This window comes from Georgenia alba, from assembly GCF_042665525.1.
Classification (GTDB): Bacteria; Actinomycetota; Actinomycetes; order Actinomycetales; family Actinomycetaceae; genus Allobogoriella; species Allobogoriella alba.
Window position 1 is genome coordinate 1,303,696 of record NZ_JBHTCQ010000001.1, and the last position, 20,921, is coordinate 1,324,616.

Annotated in this window: 17 protein-coding genes; 12 read left to right on the plus strand and 5 right to left on the minus strand. The window is 70.4% G+C overall.

Translation table 11 applies throughout. The features are described 5' to 3' along the window. The first annotated feature begins 3 nt into the window (after nucleotides 1–3). From ACFQQL_RS06100 to ACFQQL_RS06115, 4 genes are all read left to right on the plus strand, one after another. The gene (locus tag ACFQQL_RS06100; protein ID WP_382392293.1) at nucleotides 4–957 is read left to right on the plus strand and encodes a carbohydrate ABC transporter permease; all 954 of its coding nucleotides are present in this window, start codon (nucleotides 4–6) and stop codon (nucleotides 955–957) included. Between the two features lie 10 nt (nucleotides 958–967). Further along, nucleotides 968–1,783 (plus strand): carbohydrate ABC transporter permease, encoded by an 816-nt coding sequence (locus ACFQQL_RS06105; RefSeq protein WP_382392295.1) that lies wholly within the window; start codon nucleotides 968–970, stop codon nucleotides 1,781–1,783. Between the two features lie 7 nt (nucleotides 1,784–1,790). Then, nucleotides 1,791–4,121 carry a glycoside hydrolase family 31 protein gene (locus ACFQQL_RS06110; RefSeq protein ID WP_382392297.1) on the plus strand — a complete coding sequence of 777 codons (2,331 nt, stop codon included), beginning with the start codon at nucleotides 1,791–1,793 and terminating at the stop codon, nucleotides 4,119–4,121. 156 nt (nucleotides 4,122–4,277) lie between these two features. Further along, entirely contained in the window at nucleotides 4,278–5,336 is a 1,059-nt protein-coding gene (locus ACFQQL_RS06115) for a hypothetical protein (protein ID WP_382392299.1), read from the plus strand. A 20-nt stretch (nucleotides 5,337–5,356) separates the two neighbouring features. Here the strand turns inward: ACFQQL_RS06115 and ACFQQL_RS06120 are convergent, their stop codons facing one another. The 5 genes from ACFQQL_RS06120 to ACFQQL_RS06140 all read right to left on the minus strand — a co-directional run bounded on the left by ACFQQL_RS06120 (nucleotide 5,357) and on the right by ACFQQL_RS06140 (nucleotide 12,276). Continuing rightward, nucleotides 5,357–5,809 carry a GNAT family N-acetyltransferase gene (locus tag ACFQQL_RS06120; RefSeq protein WP_382392301.1) on the minus strand — a complete coding sequence of 151 codons (453 nt, stop codon included), beginning with the start codon at nucleotides 5,807–5,809 and terminating at the stop codon, nucleotides 5,357–5,359. A 79-nt stretch (nucleotides 5,810–5,888) separates the two neighbouring features. After that, a complete protein-coding gene (locus ACFQQL_RS06125) occupies nucleotides 5,889–7,922 on the minus strand; it encodes an acyltransferase family protein (RefSeq protein ID WP_382392303.1) in 2,034 nt (677 codons plus the stop codon). Nucleotides 7,923–8,078: 156 nt separating this feature from the next. Then, nucleotides 8,079–9,011: an NAD(P)-dependent oxidoreductase gene (locus tag ACFQQL_RS06130; protein ID WP_382392305.1), complete on the minus strand. Its 933-nt coding sequence runs from the start codon at nucleotides 9,009–9,011 to the stop codon at nucleotides 8,079–8,081. Between the two features lies 1 nt (nucleotide 9,012). Next, nucleotides 9,013–9,906, minus strand: a complete 894-nt coding sequence (locus ACFQQL_RS06135; RefSeq protein WP_382392307.1) for an aminodeoxychorismate lyase — start codon at nucleotides 9,904–9,906, stop codon at nucleotides 9,013–9,015. Between the two features lie 90 nt (nucleotides 9,907–9,996). Beyond that, on the minus strand, nucleotides 9,997–12,276 hold the full coding sequence (locus tag ACFQQL_RS06140; RefSeq protein WP_382392309.1) for a molybdopterin-dependent oxidoreductase: 2,280 nt from the start codon (nucleotides 12,274–12,276) through the stop codon (nucleotides 9,997–9,999). A gap of 235 nt (nucleotides 12,277–12,511) precedes the next feature. On the opposite strand from ACFQQL_RS06140, the gene ACFQQL_RS06145 reads away from it, so the two are divergent. The 8 genes from ACFQQL_RS06145 to ACFQQL_RS06180 all read left to right on the plus strand — a co-directional run bounded on the left by ACFQQL_RS06145 (nucleotide 12,512) and on the right by ACFQQL_RS06180 (nucleotide 20,804). Next, the gene (locus ACFQQL_RS06145) at nucleotides 12,512–13,138 is read left to right on the plus strand and encodes a GntR family transcriptional regulator (RefSeq protein ID WP_382392311.1); all 627 of its coding nucleotides are present in this window, start codon (nucleotides 12,512–12,514) and stop codon (nucleotides 13,136–13,138) included. A gap of 598 nt (nucleotides 13,139–13,736) precedes the next feature. Then, complete coding sequence (locus ACFQQL_RS06150) at nucleotides 13,737–14,453, plus strand: RraA family protein (protein WP_382392313.1); 717 nt, start codon at nucleotides 13,737–13,739, stop codon at nucleotides 14,451–14,453. A gap of 24 nt (nucleotides 14,454–14,477) precedes the next feature. After that, nucleotides 14,478–15,323 carry an NAD(P)-dependent oxidoreductase gene (locus ACFQQL_RS06155; RefSeq protein ID WP_382392315.1) on the plus strand — a complete coding sequence of 282 codons (846 nt, stop codon included), beginning with the start codon at nucleotides 14,478–14,480 and terminating at the stop codon, nucleotides 15,321–15,323. Beyond that, nucleotides 15,320–16,303 (plus strand): carbohydrate ABC transporter permease, encoded by a 984-nt coding sequence (locus tag ACFQQL_RS06160; protein ID WP_382392317.1) that lies wholly within the window; start codon nucleotides 15,320–15,322, stop codon nucleotides 16,301–16,303. Before ACFQQL_RS06155 ends, ACFQQL_RS06160 begins: the two co-directional genes overlap by 4 nt. Next, nucleotides 16,300–17,199: a carbohydrate ABC transporter permease gene (locus ACFQQL_RS06165; RefSeq protein WP_382392319.1), complete on the plus strand. Its 900-nt coding sequence runs from the start codon at nucleotides 16,300–16,302 to the stop codon at nucleotides 17,197–17,199. The genes ACFQQL_RS06160 and ACFQQL_RS06165 overlap by 4 nt, the downstream gene beginning before the upstream one ends. 29 nt (nucleotides 17,200–17,228) lie before the next feature. After that, on the plus strand, nucleotides 17,229–18,554 hold the full coding sequence (locus tag ACFQQL_RS06170) for an ABC transporter substrate-binding protein (protein WP_382392321.1): 1,326 nt from the start codon (nucleotides 17,229–17,231) through the stop codon (nucleotides 18,552–18,554). Nucleotides 18,555–18,720: 166 nt separating this feature from the next. Next, on the plus strand, nucleotides 18,721–19,764 hold the full coding sequence (locus ACFQQL_RS06175) for a Gfo/Idh/MocA family protein (protein ID WP_382392322.1): 1,044 nt from the start codon (nucleotides 18,721–18,723) through the stop codon (nucleotides 19,762–19,764). Then, nucleotides 19,761–20,804, plus strand: coding sequence for a Gfo/Idh/MocA family protein (locus tag ACFQQL_RS06180; protein WP_382392323.1), 1,044 nt, complete (start codon nucleotides 19,761–19,763; stop codon nucleotides 20,802–20,804). The genes ACFQQL_RS06175 and ACFQQL_RS06180 overlap by 4 nt, the downstream gene beginning before the upstream one ends. The last annotated feature ends 117 nt before the right edge of the window (nucleotides 20,805–20,921 follow it).

Genomic DNA, 20,921 nt, shown 5'->3' on the forward strand with positions numbered 1-20,921 from the left:
TCCATGACCGCGATCGACGTCGAACGGCCCGGGAGAGCCGGCCACGGCAGCCCTGCCGGGCGCAGGCGCCGCCGGGGCGGATCCACGAGGGTCCCGCCGCTGCTGTACCTCTTCCCGGTCCCGGCACTGACCGTCTATGTCATCTTCTTCGCCATCCCGGCCCTGCAGGCGATCCAGTACTCCGTGACGGACTGGGACGGCTTCAGCGCCGAGTACGAGAACGTCGGGCTCGGCAACTTCCAGCGCATCGCCGTCGGTGACGACCTCTTCATGAACGCGCTCGGCAACAACCTCAAGTTCATGCTGGTGGTGGTCGTCTTCCAGACCCTCTTCGCCCTGCTGCTCGCCGTGCTGCTCGTCCGCAACACCACCGGCTCGACGCTGCTGCGGGGACTCTTCTTCTTCCCGACGATCCTGTCGTCGGTCTCCGTCGCCTACATCTGGAAGTTCATCTACGACCCGAACTTCGGCCTCGGCAACACGGTTCTCGAGGCCGTCGGCCTCGACCAGCTCACCAGCTCGTACCTGGGCAACGACGCGGCGGCCATCTACTGGGTCTCGATCACCCAGGTGTGGTTCCACGCCGGGCAGATGATGGTCATCTTCATCGCCGGCCTGCAGTCGGTCCCGGTCGAGCTCTACGAGGCGGCCGAGATCGACGGCGCAGGCAGGTGGAGGCAGTTCGTCTCCATCACCTGGCCGATGATCGCCCCAGCCACCGCGATCGTCGTCGCCTACACGACCATCCAGTCGTTCAAGGCGTTCGACCTGATCCTCGGCCTCGGTGGCAACCCGCCCAAGACCAGCCTCGACATCCTCTCCACGAGGATCTACACGACGTTCGCCAACTCCGAGTTCGGCTACGCCGCCGCCGAGTCCCTGGTCTTCATGTTCTTCATCGCCGCCATCGTCGTCGCCCAGCGTCGCCTGCTGAGGCTGACGCAGAGAGACTTCTGAGGAGTCCGTGATGCGCGTCAACCCCGCCCGAGGCCTCGTCCTCACCATCTACGCGCTGCTGATCGTCGTCCCGGTGGTCGTGGTCGTCTTCGGATCCTTCAAGACGACCGAGGAGCTGTTCGCCTCCCCGTTCGCCCCGCCGGACTCGTTCTCGCTCGTCAACTACGGGACCGTGCTCGGTGATCAGAACCTGGACCAGGCGTTCGCCAACAGCGTCGTCGTGACGCTGACGTCCGTCGTCCTCACCCTGGCGCTCGGCAGCCTCGCCGCCTACGGCATCGCCCGCATCCCGGGATGGAAGGGGTGGGTGATCTTCGGCTTCCTCGTGCTGGGGATGTCCGTCCCCGCCCAGGCGAACATGATCCCGCAGTACGTGCTGTTCAACGAGCTCGGGCTGCTCGACAGCCGCATCGGCCTCGTCCTCATCAACGTCGTCGTCGGCCTGCCCGTCTCGGTGTTCATCCTCGGCGGGTTCATGAAGACCCTGCCCCGAGAGGCCTACGAGGCCAGCTCCATCGACGGGGCCGGGCCGCTGCGCACCTACTGGTCGATCGTGATGCCGATGTCGAGACCTTCGGTCGCGGCGACCGCGATCTTTCTCTTCGTCATCCAGTGGAACGAGCTCCTCTACCCGTTGCTCTTCATCAGCTCGGACGCGAAGAAGACGATCCCGCTCGCTCTTCTGGACTTCCAGGGCGAGTTCCTCACCGACTACCCGCTGCTGTTCACCGGCGTCGTCATCGCCTCCGTGCCGATGGCGGTGGCCTACGTGTTGCTGCAGCGTCACTTCGTCGCCGGGATCACCGCAGGAGCCGTCAAGGGATGAGGCAAAGGTGACCACCACGACGACGTCCGAGCAGCACGCCGGACCCCGCGTCCTGCGTCACGTCACGGGCGTCGTCCGTGATGGGGACGCGGTCCGCATCACCGTGCAGGCGTTGCCCGCCGTGGAGCTGCCCGGCACGCCCGGCTGGCTCACCGGTGAGGACCTGATCGACCAGGGTGTCGAGGTGACGATGCCCAACCTGCCGCGCGAGCTGAGCCTCCCGCCCCGGACGCCCGAGCAGGTCGACCTGGAGATCAGCCTGGCCGGGCCGTCGACCGCTCGGATCGCGCTCGGGCCGCCCGGCGCCCGGGTCCACCGCGAGGCGCCGACGTGGCTCGGCATCGTCGTCGTCGAGGGCACGGACGCGCCGCGCGTCGAGGAGGACGACGACGCGGTCACGATCTGCGGCGAGGGCGTCGCCGTGCGCGTCCAGCGCTCCCCGTTCGCCATCCAGGTTCGCGATGCGGACGGGCGCACGGTGCTGCGCACGGCGGAGCGCCTGCGGCAGGTGGCCGGGTTCCCGACAGCCCCGCCGGTGCTGCTCGACGACGGCGTCCACCTCAACCTCGAGATGGGCACGGACGAGGAGATCCTCGGCTTCGGCGAGCAGTTCGGCCCGCTGGTGAAGAACGGACAACGCCTGACGCTGCGCACGGAGGACGCCCTCGGCACCGGGACCGGGATGGCGTACAAGCCCGTCCCGCTGTGGCACTCCACCTCGGGTTACACCGGCCTGCTCAACACCGGTGCCACGGTGACCGCGGACGTCGGCCACGTCCGGCCCTCGGTCCTGAGCCTGTGGGTCGACGACGAGTCCCTGGACCTCTACGTCGTCGGTGGTGAGGACCCGAGAGAACGGCTCGCGGCCTACACCGTCCTGACCGGACGGGCGCCCCGCCCACCGCTGTGGGCCTTCGGCTACTGGATGGGCCGATGCCGCTACCACTCGGCCGAGGAGATGCTCACGGTCGCGCGCGCCATGCGTGCGCACGCCGTGCCCTGCGACGTGCTCCACCTGGATCCCGACTGGCTCGTCGTCGACCGGCTCAACACCGACTTCATCTGGAACACCGACCGGTTCGGCGACCGTCGTGCCTTCGTCGCGGCGCTCGAGGCGCTCGGCTGCCGCCTGTCTCTCTGGGAGCTGCCGTACCTCGACCCCGCCTCACCGGTCTACGCGGAGGCGGAGGAACGTGGCTACCTCGTCCGCACCACCGTCGGGGCAGTGGCACACGTCCGGCGCACGCCCACACCTGACGGCCGCGACCGCGCGCTGATCGACTTCACCGACCCCGAGGCCCGAGCCTGGTGGCAGCACAGTCACGACCCCTTCCTCGACGACGGCGTCGCGGTGTTCAAGACCGACTTCGGCGAAGGGCTCCCGGACGACGCGGCCCTCGCGGACGGCACGCCGGCCAACCATGCGCACAACCTGTACCCACTGCGGTACAACGCCGCCGTCTCCGACCACATCGCCGCGCACACGGGTCGTGCCCCGCTGGTCTGGGGGCGGAGCGGCTGGGCAGGATCCCACCGTTACCCGGGGCAGTGGGGCGGGGACGCGGAGTCCACCGTCGCCGGCATGCAGGCCACCCTGCGGGGCGGCCTGTCGTACGCGCTCAGCGCGCCCGGGTTCTGGAGCCACGACATCGGTGGGTTCTTCGGTCCCGAGCTCACCCCCGGCCTCTACGTCCGCTGGACACAGCTCGGCGCGCTCTCGCCGTTCATGCGTGCTCACGGTCTGCGACCACGCGAGCCGTGGGAGTTCGGAGAGGACGCCCTGCGGATCTCGCGGGAATGGATCAGGCTGCGCTACTCACTGCTGCCCTACCTCTGGCAGGCCGCCGCCGACTCCGCCGAGCGTGGCCTGCCCATGCTCCGGCCGCTCGCCCTCGAGCACCCCGGGGACCCGGTTGCGCCGCGTGTGGACGGGCAGTTCCTGCTCGGTGCCGACCTTCTTGTGGTGCCGGTCTTCGACGACGGCACGGCCCCGGTGGCGCGGCGGTTCTACGTCCCGGACGGCGACTGGTACGACCTCCTCACCGACGAGCCCTTCTCCGGCCCCGGCTTCCGGACCGTCGAGGTGCCGCTGGAACGCATGCCCGTGCTGGTGCGGGCCGGTGCCGTGCTGCCGCGGGTCGAGGTGGACGCGGACGTGCGGCGCACGGACGATCTCCTCGGGCGGCCGTGGACGCTGCACCTCTACGGCGTCGAGGACGTCGAGGCCGATCTCGTCGGGTTCGACGGACGCCGCACGCGGGTCTGTGTCGCGGGAGGCGCCGTCGCGGCCACCGGCTCACAGGCCGTCACGGAGGCCGTGCGGCATCCTCGGCGCTGACGCGCCGCCCGGTCGCGGGCGGCGACGCCCCTTGCCTTGGCGCGTCGCGTGTGCGCAGCATGCTGGTACGGGAAACAACGACGTCGACCGGCCGGCACACCCCGCTCAGGGGCGCACGGTGGGCGGAGGCGGCGACCTCCGCCAGGTGGGAGAGACATGGTACGGCTGCTGGCCGCACTCGCCGGGGCCCTGCTCGCGTCCGTGGGGCTCGGTGCCGGTGCCGTACCCGCGGCCGCGGCGCCTGAGCAGAGCGTCAGCACTGAGTGCAACTACATCGAGGTCGGCATCGGCGGCCGCGAGGCACCGGCGGTCGTCACCGTCGAGATCGACGGCCGGGTGGTCGACTCCGGTTCTCTGCGGCTCGACAGGGACCAGGCCCAGTACATCTGGTCCTCAGCCCTCGACTTCGACGTCGCGCACGAGTGGTCGGTGACCGTGGAGTCCGAGGACGATGCCGAGGACTGGTCGGACTCCGGGACGACCACGCCGTGCGACCGGGATCCCTCGGCTTGGGTCGGGGCCAGCGGGAGCTGCGGAACCGTCTCCGCGACGGTTCAGTCGTTTCCGGCCGGCGTCCTGCGCATCGAGGTCGACGGCGAGGTCCTGTTCGAAGAGCGGCTGCAGCGTGGCGTCGGCGGTGAGCTGCCTGATCCGGACCGGTACGGCTACGAGAGCGCCGAGGTGGAGATCGATCCGACGGTGAGGCACGAGTGGACCGTCATGATCGACGCCGTCGACGACGAGTACGACCACGAGGAGTCCGGTGAGATCGCCCCGTGCACGCAGGACCCGGACTCCCCGACCGACGTCGCCGTCGAAGCCCGGTGTGACGCCCTGACCGTCGACGTGACCAGCCCCGAGAGCGGCAACATCTGGATCGAGGTGGACGGGGATCAGGTCAACTCCGGCGACAGCCGGTTCGACCGCTCCCGGTCGGTCACTCAGCGGCTCGATCCCGGGCAGTCGCACGAGTGGGAGGTCGCTGTCATGCCGGAGAGCGAGCACCGCGCGTCGTTCTGGAACGGCACCACCGCACCATGCGACGACCCGGCCCCGGGCGGTGACGGAACGGGTGGGAGTGGGACCGGCGACGACAGGACGGGACCTGCCCTCCCGGGGACCGGCCCCGGAACGTCCTGGCTCTGGCCCGCGGCACTCCTGATCGCCGGCGGGGCCGGTGCGCTGTGGTGGCGCGAGCGCCGGGTCCGTGGCTGACAACCTGGCGGTCCGGCCGGCTACAGGCTGAACACCATCCGAGGCAGTGTGCGGCCCGGGATGGAGCCACTCGGCGAGGTCCCGACCGTGACCGCGCCGAACCGGGCGTAGAACGGCTCCGCGCCGGGGTCCGCGTCGAGACCGACCTCACGCACACCCCGCGCCCGGGCCTGCCGCAGCGCGGCCGTCAGCAGCGCCCCGCCTACGCCGGTGCCGATCCACGGCGGGTCGACGAACAGCGCGTGCAGCTCGGCCCGCTCGCCGTCCTGCGTGAGCCGGCTGAACCCGGCGACCTGGCCGTCGACCTCGGCGACGGTCACCCCCTCCAGCCGGTCCTCGTGCACCGTCAGCTCCAGCCGGACGCTCTCGAGGAACGCGGCGGAGTAGCCCCAGTGGCCCTTCGACCGCAGGGCCAGCGCGGACAGCAGTGGTCCCTCGCCGGAGCGGGCGGGACGAAGCACAGGGTCGGTCATCCCCGCCACGGTAGGACGGTGCCGGGGGATCCGGCACCGGCTTTCCGGGCCCGGCCGTGGTGGGTCCGGCCGTGGTGGGTCAGGCCGTGCGCTCGATGCCGTCCACCAGGTTCACGAGTGCCTCCTCGACCGCGGGGCGCATCGCGTCGCTGAACGTTCGGGTCAGGTGGTGCGTATCGCGGTAGACCAGCCGGTCGTCGATGACGGCGGGGCACGTCTCGTCGTTGCAGAAGTACGCGGTCAGGTCCACCCGGTCGACGCGACCGTCGTCCTCCGCCACCGTCCGCTCGGCCTGACGGGTCGGCGCGTCGAGGCCCTCCTCGAGCGTGGTCTCACGGTTCGCCGCGCACCGCTCGGCGTCCTCCACGTGCCGCGAGAGGCAGGACATCGGCACGGCCGGCATCGTCGGGGTGTCGACCATGATGAGGACCTGGCTCTCCTGGGGCAGCCGCTCGATCGTGTGCTCGAGCGCGTCCTGCCAGTACTGCTCGCGATCCTCGGCGTCCGCGGAGTGGTGCGCGGCGTAGTTCGCCAGCATGATGACGTCCGGCGGGTCCTCGTGCAGCCGCTCGATGACGTTGTCGCGCCACTCGGCGCAGGTCGGGTAGTCGTTCGGGGAGTTCTCGGTGGCCACCGACTCGCACGAGCTCTTCGCGTTGACGTCGAGCTCGATCTGGCCGTCGTCCGCGATCGCACGCAGCGCCGGGTGCCAGTTCGCGGCGTGGGAGTCACCGAAGAGCGCCACGGTTGGGGCGGCCGGGTCGGCGCCCTCCTGGCAGCCCGACCCGTCGTCGTCGCGCGTGTCCCGCAGGCAGCCGTCGCGGTAGATCTCCGGGTTGTCCTCCGGCGCGCTGCGGAGGTCCGGCGACATGTTCGCCGGCACGTACGGCGTGCCGGACGGGTTCGGCTGCCCGGCGTACTCCGGGGCCTCGTTGCCGGAATGGATCGGTATCCGGGCGACCGCGCCGGCGGAGGTGGCGCTCACCGCGCCGAGCGCCACCGAGGCGGCGAGCGAGACGGCGACGGTGCGGCGATGGCTGACCCGGGTGCGTGAGGGCGCGCGCCGGAACGGCGTCTCGACGAACCGGTAGCACAGGTAGGCGACCGGGACGGCCAGCGCACTGAGCGCCACCTTCAGCCACTCCGGCAGCGAGCCCTCGACCGCGGTCTGCGGGATGAGGACCATCGGCCAGTGCACGAGGTACAGCGAGTAGGAGATCGCACCCACGAACTGCATCGGCCGGCGCTCGAGCAGCCAGGCGGGGGAGAGGCGTGCCGTCCCGCACAGGATGACGGCGGCGGTGCCGAGCACGGGCAGGAGGGTCGCCACCCCCGGGAAGCTCGTGGCGTCGGTCAGCAGGAAGCCGGCGGCCGCGGCCGCGGCGAGGCCGCCCCACGCGGCCACCCCGCCCACCGGGCTGGAGACGCGGACCCCGCGAGAGACGGCGATGGCCACCAGAGCGCCGACGCCCAGCTCCCATGCGCGGGTCGGCAGCGCGAAGAACGCCCAGGACTCCGAGACGGACATGAGCGCCAGGCAGCCGACGAAAGAGGCGGCGACGAGCCCGCCGACGGCGGCCCACAGCGCCCAGCGCCGGTGACCCAGGAACTTGAGCACCATCGTGAGCACCACCGGCCAGAACAGGTAGAACTGCTCCTCGATGCCGAGGGACCAGTAGTGCTGGAAGATCGACGGCGCCTCGGACGCCAGGTAGTCGGTGTCCTGGACCGCGAACAGCATGTTCGGCACGTACAGCGCCGTGGCCGCCGCGTCCTGCAGCAGCCCTTCCCGCTCGAACGGCGGGATCACGAGGTACGCGACCACCATGGACACGGCCAGCACGGCCAGCGCCGCCGGGAGGATGCGCCGGGCACGGCGGGCGTAGAACGCCACCAGGTCGAGCCGGCCCTTGAGGTCCACCTCGCGCACGATGTGGGAGGTGATGAGGAAGCCGGAGATGACGAAGAAGATGTCGACGCCGACGTAGCCGCCGCTGACCCACGGCAGTCCCGCGTGGTACAGCAGGACGAGGAGCACCGCGACCGCGCGCAGCCCCTGAATGTCCGGGCGGAAGTGCGCGGTCCTGCTCTCGGCGGATCCACTTGCGGCCATCACCTGCGACGTTACCGAGCGCGCGAGGCGTTGTCACAAGATGGTAACGATCCGCCGTGTCGCCCATACACGCGGAACCGCGCGGATCTGCGGGTGTGAAGGTCAGGTGTTCCGTTCGTCACGCCGGGTGGCGGCGGCAGCGGTGCAGACCGGCGGTCAGCCCGCCGGCAGCACGGTGTTGAGCACCGGCTCGCCGGTCAGCAACCGCCGGACCTGATCGGTCACCAGGTGCGTGGCGAGCCGCTCGAACTCGTACGTGGAGCCGCCGTTGTGCGGGACCACGAGGCACCCCGGCAGGTCCCACAGCGGATGCCCGGGCGGCAGCGGCTCCGGCTCGACCACGTCCATTGCCGCTCGCAGCCGGCCGGTGCGCAGCTCGGCGACCAGCGCGTCGGTGTCGACGACGGCGCCGCGGCCCACGTTGACCAGCAGTCCGCCGTCGGGGATCCGGGCGAGGAGCTCGGCGCCGACGAGGCCCTCGGTGGACGCCTCGTGCGGCAGCGTGACCACCACGACGTCCGCCGTCCGGAACAGCTCCGGCAGGTCCTCCGGGCCGTGCACCCGGCGCCCGTCGGGCGCCGTGCGTGCCCGGGAGGCGGTCACGGTGACCGCGGCGGGCGCGAAGGGCTCGAGGCGCCGCACGACGGCGGAGCCCACCCCGCCGTGGCCGAGCACGAGGACCCGGGCACCGTGCAGCGAGCCGGTGAAGTAGCCCTGCCAGGTGTGTGCGCGCTGCTGGGCGTGCGCGCGCGGCAGGTCTCGCAGCGCGGCGAGCACGAGGGCCAGCGCGAGCTCCGCCGTGGCGTCCTCGATGGCGCCGCGGGAGTTCGTCACCGTCGCGCCGGGCGGCACGTGCGGCACGATCCACTCGTACCCGAGGGACAGCAGGTGGACGTGCCGCAGGCCCGGCACGGCCGACGGCAGCGGGAAGCGCTCGGGGGACGTGGGTCGTTCGGTGACGAGCACGTCCGCGGCCGGCGGAGCGGTGCCGGAGTCGATGTGCCAGACCACCACCTGCAGCGCCGGATGCTCGACGGCGAGCGGCGCCAGCGCATCGGCGAGGCGCTGGTCCGGGACGAGGACCCGCACCTCAGGCCGTCCTGGCGCGCAGCCGCTCGAGGAGCTCCGCGTCCAGCTCCGGGTACCGCGGGAGGGGGCGGCCGTCCAGCTCGACCACGGGACTGATCTGCTGCCCGCTGGAGACGAGCCAGAGCCCGTCGGCCTCGTCGAGCTCCTCCTGCCGGACCAACCGGTACTCGGTGGTCCGGCCGGTCTCCGTGAGGATGCTGAAGAGGTCGTCCTGCGTGGTGCCCGCGAGGATCCCGATGTCGGTGCGTGGGGTGATGAACACCTCGCCCCGGCGCAGCACCACGGTGGAGCGGGGTGCCTCGAGGACGTAGCCGTCTGAGGAGACGAAGATGACGTCGTCCGCGCCGCGGCGGGCCGCCTCGCGCAGCGCGGCCATGTTGACGGCGTAGGAGACGGTCTTGGCGCCCTGCAGCAGCCAGGGCGAGGTCTGCGCGACGTCGCTGCGGTAGCCCCGGTCGAGGCGCACCACCTTGATGCCCCGGCCCGAGCCGTCGAGGCTGCCGGACCCCTCGAAGGCGTGCGCCCACGCCGTCGGGGTGCCGTCCCCGCCCTCGATGCCGCGGGTGAGGACCACCTTGACCAGCAGGAAGGGTCCCGGGTCGTGCCGCTCGATGGCCAGGCGGACGGCGTCCTCGACCGCGCCGAGGTCGAGCTCGGGCAGGTCGAGCATGGTGGCGGAGCGCTGCAGGCGCCGCAGGTGCGCCTGGAGGGCCTGCGGTCGGCCCCCGACGACGCCGACGGTCTCGAAGACGCCGTCGCCACGCGTGATGCCGAGGTCGAGCACCGTCACGGCGGGCGCGGTCACGTCCGCGAGGCGTAGGCGACCCGCCGGTGCGGGGGTCCCCGGCGGCAGAGGCGTCACCGGATCGATGCGGACGAGGACGGGCTGGCTCACGGTGGCACCACTTCCTGGCGGGTTCTCGGCGGCGGTCGGCGCGGTGGTCGCGCTCCGCGCCGCCACTCCTGATCGTAGGGTCGGCAGCCGCTAACCCATCGTCGGTGGCCGGTCGACCGTCAGCTCCGGAACCGGTCCGGCGAAGGCCTCGACCTGGACCAGTGCGAGCTGTCCGGTACATGCCTGGCTCAGGCGCGACGTGGGGCGGTCGGCCGTCAGCACGTTCGGGTTGCCGTGCCGGCAGAACGTGGGATCGCCTGGGTCTGGGTCGTACCACGCGCCGGTCGAGAGCTGCACCACGCCCTCACGAACCCCGTCGTCGACGACCAGGCCAGCCAAGGCGCTGCCCCGGTCGTTGAAGAGGCGCACGACATCGCCGTCGCCGAGCCCGCGGTCGCTGGCGTCGCGGGGATTCATCCGGACGGGCTCGCGCCCCGAGACCTTTGAGGCTTGGCTGTGCGCACCGACGTCCAGCTGGCTGTGGAGCCGCGTACGCGGCTGATTGGCGATGAGCTGGAGGGGGAACTGCGCCGCTGCCGGGCTGCCGAGCCACTCGCTCGGCTCGAGCCACCGGGGATGTCCAGGGCAGTCGTCGTATCCGAAGCCATCGATGACCTCCGAGAACACCTCGATCCTCCCGCTCGGCGTGGTGAGGCGATGGACCTGTGGGTCCGTGCGGAAGTCGGCGAGCAGTATCTGCTCCGGATCAGGCACGGGTACCTCGATGTAGTCGGATTCCCAGAACGTCTGGAAATCCGGCACGTCGTGCCCGTCGGCGAGTAGCTCGCGGCGCCACTCCTCGTAGAGGTGTCGGAGCCATTCGGCACTCGTCCGACCTTCGGTGAACGACTCCGCCGTTCCGAGACGTTCGGACAGCGCCGCGAAGATGTCGTAGTCGTCGCGTGCCTCGGCGTGAGGCACCGTGAGCGCCTTCATCGGCATGAAGACCCGATCGTTCTCGCCGCAACCGAGATCGTCCCGCTCGATTGTCATCGTGGACGGCAGCACAACGTCGGCGTGCCGTGCGGTCGCCGACCAGAACGGGTCGTTCACGACCACTGTCTCCGGGCGAGAGAAGGCCTGCCGGAGCCGTGCAAGATCCTGGTGGTGGTGGAACGGATTCCCGCCGCTCCAGTAGACAAGACGGATGTCCGGATAGCGCAGTCGCTGCCCGTTGTAGTCGAAGTCGGCGCCGGGGTTGAGCAGCATGTCGGCGACCCGTGCCACGGGAATGAACTCGGGTACCGGGTTCCGCCCCTGTGGCACGTGCGGTACGTGGAGCCGGGCAGCGGTTCCGACGCTGGCGGTCGACCCGTAGCCGTGACCGAACCCGCCGCCAGGAAGGCCGATCTGGCCAAGCATGGCGGCCAGGACGATCCCCAGCCACAGGGGCTGTTCGCCGAACTCGGCACGCTGCAACGACCAGCTGACGGTGATGAACGTTCGGGCTGACGCCATGTCCCGGGCGAGGTCCCGGAGCCGCCCCGCCGCGACACCGGTGAGCTGTTCTGCCCACTCCGGACTCTTGGCTACCCCGTCGACATCCCCCCGCACGTACGCGATGAACCGGTCATAGCCGACCGTGTACTGCTCCAGGAAGGCGCGATCGGCCGATCCTTCGCCGTCGAGAACGTGCGCAAGCGCCAGCATGAGTGCTGCATCGGAGCCGGGACGTGGTGCGATCCACTCGGCCTGCGCTTCGGCGGGCGAGTCGTCGCGAAGCGGGCTCACCGAGACGAATCGGCAACCTCTGCTCCGTGCCTGAGCGATCCAGGATCGCGTGTCGTGGCGGGCGACCCCGCCCGGTGAGATCGCCGAGTTCTTCGGCGAGATCCCACCGAACGCCACGACGAGCTCGGTGTTCCTCGACACAACGGTCTTCGCCGTCGAGCCGTCACGGATCTGCGACCACGATCCGATCACGTGGGGAAGCAGAACCTGCGACGCGCCGAGGCTGTAGCTGTTGACCGACCGTACGTAACCACCCAGGCAGTTCAAGAAGCGGTGCACCTGGCTCTGCGCATGGTGGAACCGTCCCGCGCTGGACCAGCCGTAGGAGCCGCCGTACACCGCTCCCGCGCCGTGATCGCCGTACACGCGCGCGAGCTCGTTCGCCAACCGGTCCAGCACCTCGTCCCAGGCGACGGGGACGTAGCGATCCTCACCGCGGCCGGGGGTGCCCGGCCCGTCCTCGAGCCAGCCGACGCGCACGTGCGGGCGGTCGACCCGGGCCGGGTGGTGCTGTGCCGAGGCGATGTTGTCGAGGAGCGGTGTCGGCTCCGGGTCCTCACGCCACGGACGCACCGCGGTCAGTCGGTGCCCGTCCGTGGCGGCCTCGAACGCACCCCAGTGGGAGAGGTGAGGGGTCATGACGGTCAGACTAGAGGCAGCGGTGGAGCCCGGGACGTCAGCGGGTGCTCAGGCGCTGAGACGCCGGCTGTCATCGGATGGCGCTCACTCCAGGCCCGCGACCAGCTCTCCGATACGATCGGATCATTCGGCGGTGCTTCGAGAGTAGGGACCGATGGGGGAGCGCGGGGCAGATGCAGAGTCTTCCAGCAGCACGGGACGAGGCCACCGTCGCTCGATCCCGCTTGCCGAGCAGGTGTACCAGACTCTGCTGACCCAGATCCTCTCGCCGAAGCTGTCACCTGGCGAGCGGCTCACGATCGACGCCATGTCCCGGTCGCTCGGCGTGTCGCAGACACCCATTCGCGAGGCATTGCACCGGCTCGACAACGAGGGGCTGGTCGTCCGTACCCACATGTCTGGTTACCGGGTTGCGGAGCCCATGACTCGCGACGAGTTCGAAGAGCTGATCGACATGCGACTCGTCCTCGAGCCCGCGATTGCGCGCCGAGCGGCGGAACGTGACGATCCCGACGCCCTCGCGGACCTCCGTGACCTGAACGCGAAGATGGTCGTCCCGGCGGCCGAAGGACAGGGGTCCGGGTATGCGGTGTTCGCGCGGCTCGACGCAGGGCTGCACGACCGCATCGCGCAGGCCGCCGGGAACCGCGTCATGCGCTCCGCGCTGACCCGCCTCCACACGCACGTCCAGCTCTTCCGCCTCAACTACACCGTCCAGATCACGTCGCTGGCGATCGAGGAGCACAGCGCGGTTCTCGACTCGATCGGTGCCCGCGACCCGGACGGTGCCGCCGATGCGATGAGGGCCCACATCCTTGCATCGGCGGAACGATTCCGCGCCGGGTATCCGGAGGACGTCTAGCGGTCACCGCGCTGCCGGAGGGAGCCGCCACTGGCGCGACGTCTACGCCAGATTCCGTCTAGCTCCTGGCGTCAGGGTCTCGCCGGAACACCGGCGACGAACGGCCCGGAGAACTCGCTCCCAGCGCCGGACCTGACCGGTGCCTGACGGACCGGCAGCCTCCAGGACCGGGTGTCTTGACACGCGGTGGGCGCGCTCGTCCGCGCTTGACACTCCCGGAGTGCCGGCCATAGCGTCGGATAGATCCGATCGGATCGGATTTTGGAGGAGTGCGACGGCGTGGTCGCAGAGACAGGCAGCACGAGCAGCTCGAGGCGGCTTCCACTTGCCGCGCTCCGGGGACCTGAGCGGGCCGCCGTACGCGCCGAGAACGTGCGCACGTCGGCCAGGTCCGACGTCCCGCCGACGCGGGGATCCTGCACGGGGAGGTCTCCGGGCCGGTGGCCCCGTCGTCCGACGCAGAGGAGGCCGTCGCTGCGACGCACGGCTTCGTCCCCCACATCTTCGGTGGTGTGACGCAGCCCGGAGTTGGACGTGGGGGCGCCGCCGGATGGTGACCAGCTCTCGGAGATGCCGGGAGCGAAAGGAAGGATGAGGAATGGATTACGCGGATATCAAGAAGTTGTACGACGGCCTGCGTGTCTCCGACGTCCGGGACGGGATGGACTGGATCGGGCTGTTCAGCAAGGGCAGCGTTCACCGGGACATCCGCCCCCTGTTCGACGGCGCCCGGCTGGCCGGGCCGGCCCTGACGGTCCGGCTCGCGGCGAGCCACATCCAGGCTCCGCCCGTCACCCCGGACGAGTACACCGACTGGGCGCGGAACCACTGGTACAAGGAGAAGCACATCGAGCCCTACGTCTCCGAGATCCAGCAGGGTGACGTCGTGGTCATCGAGGCCCCGGACCTCGGCGTCGGCCAGCTCGGCTCGTTCAACACCTTGAACTTCTACGTGCACGGTGCCCAGGGCGTGGTCAGCTCCGGCGGCGTGCGGGACACCGACGAGTGCCGCCTCCAGCAGGTGCCGATCTTCACCCGCTTCATCAGTCATTCGATGACCCAGGGTCGTATCGAGTACGTCGAGCACAACACCCCGATCACCGTCGGCGGGGTGCGCGTCAACCCCCGCGACCTGGTGGTGGGCGACGGTGACGGCGTCATCGTCGTCCCCGAGGAGCACATCGAGGAGGTTGCCAAGTACGCCCGCCAGGAAGCGGACAACGACAAGCGCGGCCGCCGCCGGATGTACGAGCAGCTCGGGTGGGCACCGGATGAGACGGTCCAGGTCGATGCGCCCGTCGCCACCCAGAACTGACCTCGGTCGGTAAGGAGCGTCCCCATGCGCGTCGGATTCATCGGACTGGGCAACATCGGCATGCCCATGGCCCGTCGCCTCGTGGACGCCGGCCACGAGGTGGTCGGTCTGGACAGCGATCCGGCACGGACCCGTGACCTCGCCGGGACGGGCGCCGTCGCCGCCGAGGCCCCGCTCGACCTGCGCGAGTGCGCCGTCGTGTGCGTGGCGGTCCCGGATGACGCCACAACAGACGCCGTCGTCCGTGAATCCGGCCTGCTCGCCGAGCTCGAGGCGGGCAGCAGCGTGCTGCTGCACAGCACGTTGCTGCCCCCGACGGCGATCCGCCTCGCCGAGGCGGGCCGCGACCACGGTGTGCACGTCCACGACGCTCCGGTCAGCGGCGGGGCCGCCCGGGCGCTGAGCGGCGAACTGACCCTCATGGTCGGCGGCAGAGCCGACGAGCAGGTCGCCGGCGTGCTCGAGGCGTTGGGCACCGCGGTGCCCACCGGGCCGGTCGGGTCGGCGGCCGCGGTCAAGCTCGCCAACCAGCTCTCCATGCTCGCCGCGCTCGGTGCCCTCCACGAGGGTCTGGCGATCGCCCGGCACTTCGGGGCGGGCGAGGAAACGGTCCTCGACGTCCTGAGGACCTCGACGGGCGCCTCCTGGTCGGCTGAGAACTGGGGGTTCTTCGACGACCTCGCCAACACCTACGACGACGCCGGGGTGCCTGTGCGCTACCGCCCCTGGAGCAAGGACCTGTGGGACGTCGTCGCCTCCGCCCGCGAGGCCGACCTCACGGTGCCGATCGCCGCCGTCCTCGCCCAGACGATGCCGGGACTCGTCGAGAGACGCGCCCTCGCGGCACGGGGAGGAGGAGAACGCTCATGAGTGCGACCGCCTCACCCGTCCGGTCACGGCCAGCCCGATCGCCGGACGGCCCCGCCCAGGAGGATCCCGAACGCCGGCGCGCACTCCGGCGCCGCCGCCGTTCCGAGGCGACGGCGGCGTACGGATTCCTCACCCCGTGGATGCTCGGCCTGATCCTCATCACGATCGGGCCGATGATCGCCTCCCTCGTGCTGTCCTTCACCCGCTACGAGCTCATCGGCTCGCCGGAGTTCGTCGGGCTGGAGAACTACCAGCGGATGCTGTTCGAGGACCCGCGCTGGCTCAACTCCGTCCGGGTGACTTTGCTCTACACCGGCCTGAGCGTGCCGCTGGTGCTCGCGTTCGCACTGGCGCTCGCGGTCTTCCTCAACCGGGGCATACGCGGCCTACCGATCTACCGCACGCTGTTCTACGTCCCGTCCCTGCTCGGAGCGTCGGTGGCGATCGCGCTGCTGTGGATCCAGGTCTTCGGCTCCGACGGGCTGGTCAACGCCGTTCTGGGCCTCGTCGGGATCGAGTTCTCTCGCAGCTGGATCGGCAATCCCTCGACCGCGCTGCTGACGCTGATCGCCCTCAACGTGTGGACGTTCGGCAGCACGATGGTCATCTTCCTGGCCGGACTGCGTCAGATCCCCACCTCCTACTACGAGGCTGCCGCCCTGGACGGCGCGGGCAAGTGGCGCCAGTTCGTCTCCATCACCTTCCCGCACCTGACGCCGGTGATCTTCTTCAACGGGTTGCTCACCCTCGTCAATGCCCTGCAGTCCTTCACCCCGGCCTACGTGGTCAGCGGCGGGAGCGGGGCACCTGCCGACTCGCTACTGCTGTACACCGTCTACCTCTACCAACGCGGCTTCACCAACTTCCAGATGGGGTACGCCTCGGCCCTGGCCTGGGCGTTGCTCGTCGGCCTTGCGGTCATTGCCGGCCTGCTGTTCTGGAGCCAGCGATTCTGGGTCTTCTACGGGGAGGACACATGAGTGCCGCGCCCGGCACCAGCTCGGTCACCAGGCGCGGCATCCTGTTCCCGCGCAAGGCCACCGAGAACCGGTTGATCGGGGCCCTGGCCCGCCACGCCGTCACCATCGCCGTCCTCCTGGCGATGATCTACCCCGTGCTGTGGATGGTCGACGCCTCGTTCCGACCCAACGCCCTCATCGGCACCAGCTATCTGCCGTTCGTCGGCGAGTTCACCACCGAGAACTACCGTTCCGGGCTCTCGCCGACCTCGACCATGAACTTCTCCCGCTACTTCCTCAACTCCGCACTGATCGCGGTGTTGTCGGTCATCGGGAACATCGTCGGCTGCACCCTGGCCGCCTACGCCTTCGCGCGGCTGACGTTCCCGTTCAAGCGGGTGCTCTTCGCCGTCCTCATCGGCACGCTGTTGCTGCCGTACCAGGTCACGATGGTGCCGCAGTACATCCTGTTCGACTCTCTGGGCTGGTTGAACACGTACCTCCCGCTCGTGGTGCCGCGTTTCCTCGCCACGGACGCGTTCTTCGTGTTCCTGGCCGTGCAGTTCATCCGAGGCTTGCCCCGAGACCTCGACGAGGCCGCCCGGATCGACGGCTGCGGGCACTGGGCGACCTTCTTCCGAGTCATCGTCCCCCTCCTCGGGCCGGCGATGGCGACGACGGCGATGTTCACCTTCGTCAACGCCTGGAACGACTTCCTCGGTCCCCGGCTCTACCTCAGCGACACCGAGCTCTACACCGTGCCGCAGGGCCTCGTGCAGTTCGTCGACTCCACCGGCGCCTCGTCCGTCGGCACGCTCTTCGCGATGGCGACGCTGGCCATCGCACCCGTCGTCGGGTTCTTCCTGGCCTCCCAGCGACTCCTCACCCAGGGCATCGCCACCACCGGAATCAAGTGACCACGCGTCAGACGATCGAAGGAGATCCCATGCGCATCGCGCGGAAACCAGCAGGACTGAGTGCACTCCTCGTGGCCGCACTCGCCCTCGCCGCCTGCGGCGGCGGGAACTCGCCCGAGGAGGCCGCCGAAGCGGCCGCCGACGGCGAGATCGCCGGGCAGATCCAGTACACGTGGTGGGGCGGCCCCGAACGCAACGAACGCACCCAGCAGGTCATCGACCTCTACATGGAGGAGCACCCGGAGGTCACCGTCAACGGCACCACCGGGGAGTTCACCACCCACTGGGAGAACCTGACCGTCCAGGCCTCCGGGGGAAACCTGCCGTGCCTGCCACAGATGCAGAACCGCACCCTGGCCGACTACGGCGACCGCGGCGCCCTGCTGCCCCTCGACGACATCGTCGAGTCCGGCGCCATCGACACCTCGCACATCCCCGACGAGGTGCTCGACAGCGGCCGCGGCGCGGACGGCAACCTCTACATGATCCCCTATGGCGCCGCGTTCGGCTCGCTCATGGTCAACGTGACGCAGGTAGAGGAACTCGGCCTGGAGACGCCGCCGGAGAACTACGACTGGGACTGGCTGGCCGACTGGCTGACCCGAATCTCCGAGGAGACCGGCGAACCGGCCATGAGCAACATCGGCCAGCACACCGACCTCTTCGAGGCCTGGGTCCGCAGCCACGGCGAGGATCTCTACGACGAGAACGGCATCGCGTTCGAGTCTGACACCGTCGCCGGCTACTGGCAGTGGGTCAACGCCCTCGAGGACAGTGGTGCCATCGACTCTGCCGAGGTAGGCGTGGAACAACGCAACCAGCCCGTCGAGCAGAGCGACTTCGCTGCCGGCGACCGCGCTGCGCACATCTGGCCCGCCAACGGCCTCGGCACCGTCCAGGAGACCATCGACGAGGCCTCCCCGGGCCACGAGCTCGCGGTCTTCCCGCTGCCAACCGGTTCCGACGGCACCGGCGCCGCCCTGTGGCTCTCCGGGTTGTCCATCGCCGAGAACTGCGAGAACGTCGCCACGGCGGCGTCGTTCATCGACTTCTTCGTCAACGACCCGGAGGCCGCGCTCGCGTTCGGCTCGGACAACGGGGCGAACACCCAGACGGAGAACCTCCAGGCTCTCCTCGAGGATCCGGAGCTGACTGACGCCAAGCGGGCAGAGCTCGAGCTTTACCAGTCCCTGACCGACGCCGGCATCGGGCGGACCTTCTACGGACAGGCGTTCGCCGCCATCTTCCAGCAGGAGTTCACCCGCCTGTACGAGGAGATGGCTCTCCAGGGCACCCCGCCGGACCAGGCGGCCGAGCAGTTCCACCAGGAGGCCGTCAGCCAGGCGGGTGGCTGATCCGGCCCGTCCTGGCACCCGCCGGACCATCTACGGCGGCCGCGATCTCCGCGGGTTTCGACGCGTACTACGCCTCCACCCGGTCGACTTCGAAGGACACTGATGCCTCCCAGAGCTAGCGAGAACTGCGTGGCCACCCGCTGGTACGGACGACCAGGAGCCGGTGATGAGTGATCGGCTCCGGGTGGGCCTGGTCGGTACCGGCTGGGTCGCGCACCAGCACGCGACGGGCTACCGGCAGGTGGCCGGCGATGTCGTCGAGATCGCCGCCGCCTGCGACCCACGCGCCGAGGTGCTCGAGGCCTTCTGCGAACAGCACGAGGTTCCGCTGCGTTTCGCCCGGGCCGACGAGCTCGTCGCCTCCGGTGAGGTCGATATCGTCGCGCTGCTCACCCCGCCCGCCGTGCGGGACGAGGTCATCGACCCCGCCCTCTCCGCCGGGCTGCACCTGCTCGTGGAGAAGCCGTTCGCAACCACGGGCGCACGCGCCGTGCGCTACACCGAGGCGGCAGAGTCCGCCGGGGTGCGCCTCGCTGTCGGCCAGAACTTCCGCTGGTTCCCGGAGTACCAGTGGCTCGATCACCGGCTGAACAGACCCGATGCCGGCCGTGCGGTCTATCTCGAGGCACGCAGCTTCCAGGACCGCCGGCAACCCTCCGGACAGTGGCGTGCCGAGGAGCACAAGCTCGAGATGGCCATCTTCAGCGTCCACCTCATCGACCGGCTGCAGTGGCTCGCCCGCAGTGAGCCGGTCACCGTCTCCGCCCGCACCAGGCGCGGGCTGGAGGCCGACCCGCTCCCGGGCGAACAGCTCTCCTCGCTGCTCATCACCTTCGGTGGCGACGTCGTCGCCCACCTGACGTCAACCTGGCTCGCCCGCTCCTTGCCGGTCAATGACTTCCGCATCGACACCACCACCGGGTCCGCCTTGGTGCAGCGGCCTGGGCCGATGGCGGGCGACGCGCTCGCCCGCGCCGACTTCGGCAGCGGTGTCGAGCAGGACCACTTCCCGGACCGGACCGACGACGGCGGACACGCGAGCCGAAGCTACGGGCTCAGCATGCGCGAGCTCGCCACCGCTGTCCGGGAGGGTCGCGAGCCCCGGCACAGCGGACGGGACAACCTCCGCACGATGGGCATCATGGAGGCCGCCTACCTCTCGGCCGCCCGCGGCGGTGAGGTGGTCGGCATCGAGGAGGCTCTCGCGTGACCGGCGCGGACCCGCCGATCCGGACCGCGGTGATCGGCGCCGGCAACAGCGGGCGTCACTACCATCTGCCCCTGCTCCGGGCCGATCCGCGGTTCGACGTCCGCGCGGTCGCCGCCGCGCACACTGCCACGTTGGACTCCCTCGACCTTCCCGCCGGCACGCTCCGCACCACGGACTGGCAGTCCGCCGTCGCCGCGGACGTCGAGCTCGTGGTGGTCGCGCTGCCGCATGATCTGCACCACCCGGTCGCCGCCGCCGCGCTGGAGGGCGGGCGCCACGTGCTCGTCGAGAAGCCGATGACGGTGACCGTCGCCGAGGCCGACGACCTCATCGCCCGGGCGGACCGCGCCGGCCGAGTCCTGGCCGTGCACCACCAACGCCGGTGGGAGGAGGACGTCACCGCGCTGGCCGAGATCCTCCGAACCGGGGAGATCGGCACGCCGTGGCACGTCACCCTCTCCCGCGGCCACCAGGGTCATTACGTCACCGCGACGCCCGACGCGCCGCACGCCGGGACCGAGGTCGTGCCGTGGGTGCTCCGGCGGCGCAGCGGCGGGGGAGTGGCACGCCTCATCGGGCCGCACGTCATCGACCACGCGATGGTTCTCGCCGGGGGCGAGGTCCGTTCCGTGGCCGGCCGGATACACCGCACCGACGAGGAGGACGTCGAAGACTGGATCGGACTCGACCTCACCACCGACTCCGGTGTCACCGTCCACGCGGAGATCTTCCGCCGCACCGGCCTCGCCCCCGCCCGGGCTGCAGTCTGGGGCAGCGAGGGCATGGCCGTGGCTCCCGACGGCACGAGGATCGAGATCCGCCGCGACGACGGCGTGGACCGGGTGATCAGCGGCCTGCGCCCACCCGGCCGGCTGGGTGCTCAGATCTACGACGACGTCGCCGCGGCCGTCCGTCACGGCCGGCCGTTGCGGGTTCCGCCGGCACACGCCCGTCGGGTCGTCGAGGTCATCGAGCTGGCCGAGCAGTCCGCCGCGCGGGGCGGGGTGCCGATCGCGGTACCGGCGGGAGGCGCGGCGTGAAGACCGGAGCGATCGCTGGTCGGACTCCATCGGGTGCGGCCCGGATGCGGGTGTGGAGGCCGCTCGACGTGGCACTAGGGCAGATCTTGCGGAGACCCTGAGGCTTCTTGGGGCTCC

What these genes read in the sequence shown, in the direction of transcription:
- ACFQQL_RS06100 (WP_382392293.1), top strand. Translation starts at nt 4, where the DNA reads ATGACCGCGATCGACGTCGAACGGCCCGGGAGAGCCGGCCACGGCAGC.
- ACFQQL_RS06105 (WP_382392295.1), top strand. Translation starts at nt 968, where the DNA reads ATGCGCGTCAACCCCGCCCGAGGCCTCGTCCTCACCATCTACGCGCTG.
- ACFQQL_RS06115 (WP_382392299.1), top strand. Translation starts at nt 4,278, where the DNA reads ATGGTACGGCTGCTGGCCGCACTCGCCGGGGCCCTGCTCGCGTCCGTG.
- ACFQQL_RS06120 (WP_382392301.1), bottom strand. Translation starts at nt 5,809, where the DNA reads ATGACCGACCCTGTGCTTCGTCCCGCCCGCTCCGGCGAGGGACCACTG.
- ACFQQL_RS06125 (WP_382392303.1), bottom strand. Translation starts at nt 7,922, where the DNA reads ATGGCCGCAAGTGGATCCGCCGAGAGCAGGACCGCGCACTTCCGCCCG.
- ACFQQL_RS06140 (WP_382392309.1), bottom strand. Translation starts at nt 12,276, where the DNA reads ATGACCCCTCACCTCTCCCACTGGGGTGCGTTCGAGGCCGCCACGGAC.
- ACFQQL_RS06150 (WP_382392313.1), top strand. Translation starts at nt 13,737, where the DNA reads ATGGATTACGCGGATATCAAGAAGTTGTACGACGGCCTGCGTGTCTCC.
- ACFQQL_RS06155 (WP_382392315.1), top strand. Translation starts at nt 14,478, where the DNA reads ATGCGCGTCGGATTCATCGGACTGGGCAACATCGGCATGCCCATGGCC.
- ACFQQL_RS06160 (WP_382392317.1), top strand. Translation starts at nt 15,320, where the DNA reads ATGAGTGCGACCGCCTCACCCGTCCGGTCACGGCCAGCCCGATCGCCG.
- ACFQQL_RS06165 (WP_382392319.1), top strand. Translation starts at nt 16,300, where the DNA reads ATGAGTGCCGCGCCCGGCACCAGCTCGGTCACCAGGCGCGGCATCCTG.
- ACFQQL_RS06170 (WP_382392321.1), top strand. Translation starts at nt 17,229, where the DNA reads ATGCGCATCGCGCGGAAACCAGCAGGACTGAGTGCACTCCTCGTGGCC.
- ACFQQL_RS06175 (WP_382392322.1), top strand. Translation starts at nt 18,721, where the DNA reads ATGAGTGATCGGCTCCGGGTGGGCCTGGTCGGTACCGGCTGGGTCGCG.